Source organism: Flavobacterium panici, from assembly GCF_903819335.1.
GTDB lineage: Bacteria > Bacteroidota > Bacteroidia > Flavobacteriales > Flavobacteriaceae > Flavobacterium > Flavobacterium panici.
In genome coordinates this window covers 1-374 of record NZ_CAIJDE010000061.1, presented here as the reverse complement: position 1 = coordinate 374, position 374 = coordinate 1, and the positions used below count along the sequence as shown (strand labels likewise).

The 374-nt window shown below is 46.3% G+C and carries 1 protein-coding gene; it reads right to left on the bottom strand.

Annotated features, from left to right (window positions below; genetic code table 11):
* The coding region (locus tag FLAPXU55_RS19920; protein ID WP_219637278.1) for a hypothetical protein at positions 1–374 on the bottom strand (374 nt) is incomplete at both ends.

Below are 374 nucleotides of genomic sequence, written 5' to 3'. Positions count from 1 at the left end.
TGACTGGGTAACTCCTGTTGATGGGCTTACCGCATAAGTATTAGAAGCACTGTAGTTTGATATTGTAAAACTTCCTGCTGCTGTTGAACATGTCGGCTGAGTAACAGCGCTTAATGTTGGAACTGCAGGAGTTGCAGGCTGAGCATTGATAACCGCAGCTGATGAAGCAGCCGAAGTACATCCGTTAGCCGTAGCTGTTACTGTATAACTTCCTGCCGGAGCTGTAATCGTGTTTCCTGACTGGGTAACTCCTGTTGAAGGGCTTACCGCATAAATATTAGAAGCACTGTAGTTTGATATTGTAAAACTTCCTGCTGCTGTTGAACATGTCGGCTGGGTTACAGCGCTTAATGTTGGAACTGCAGGCGTTGCAG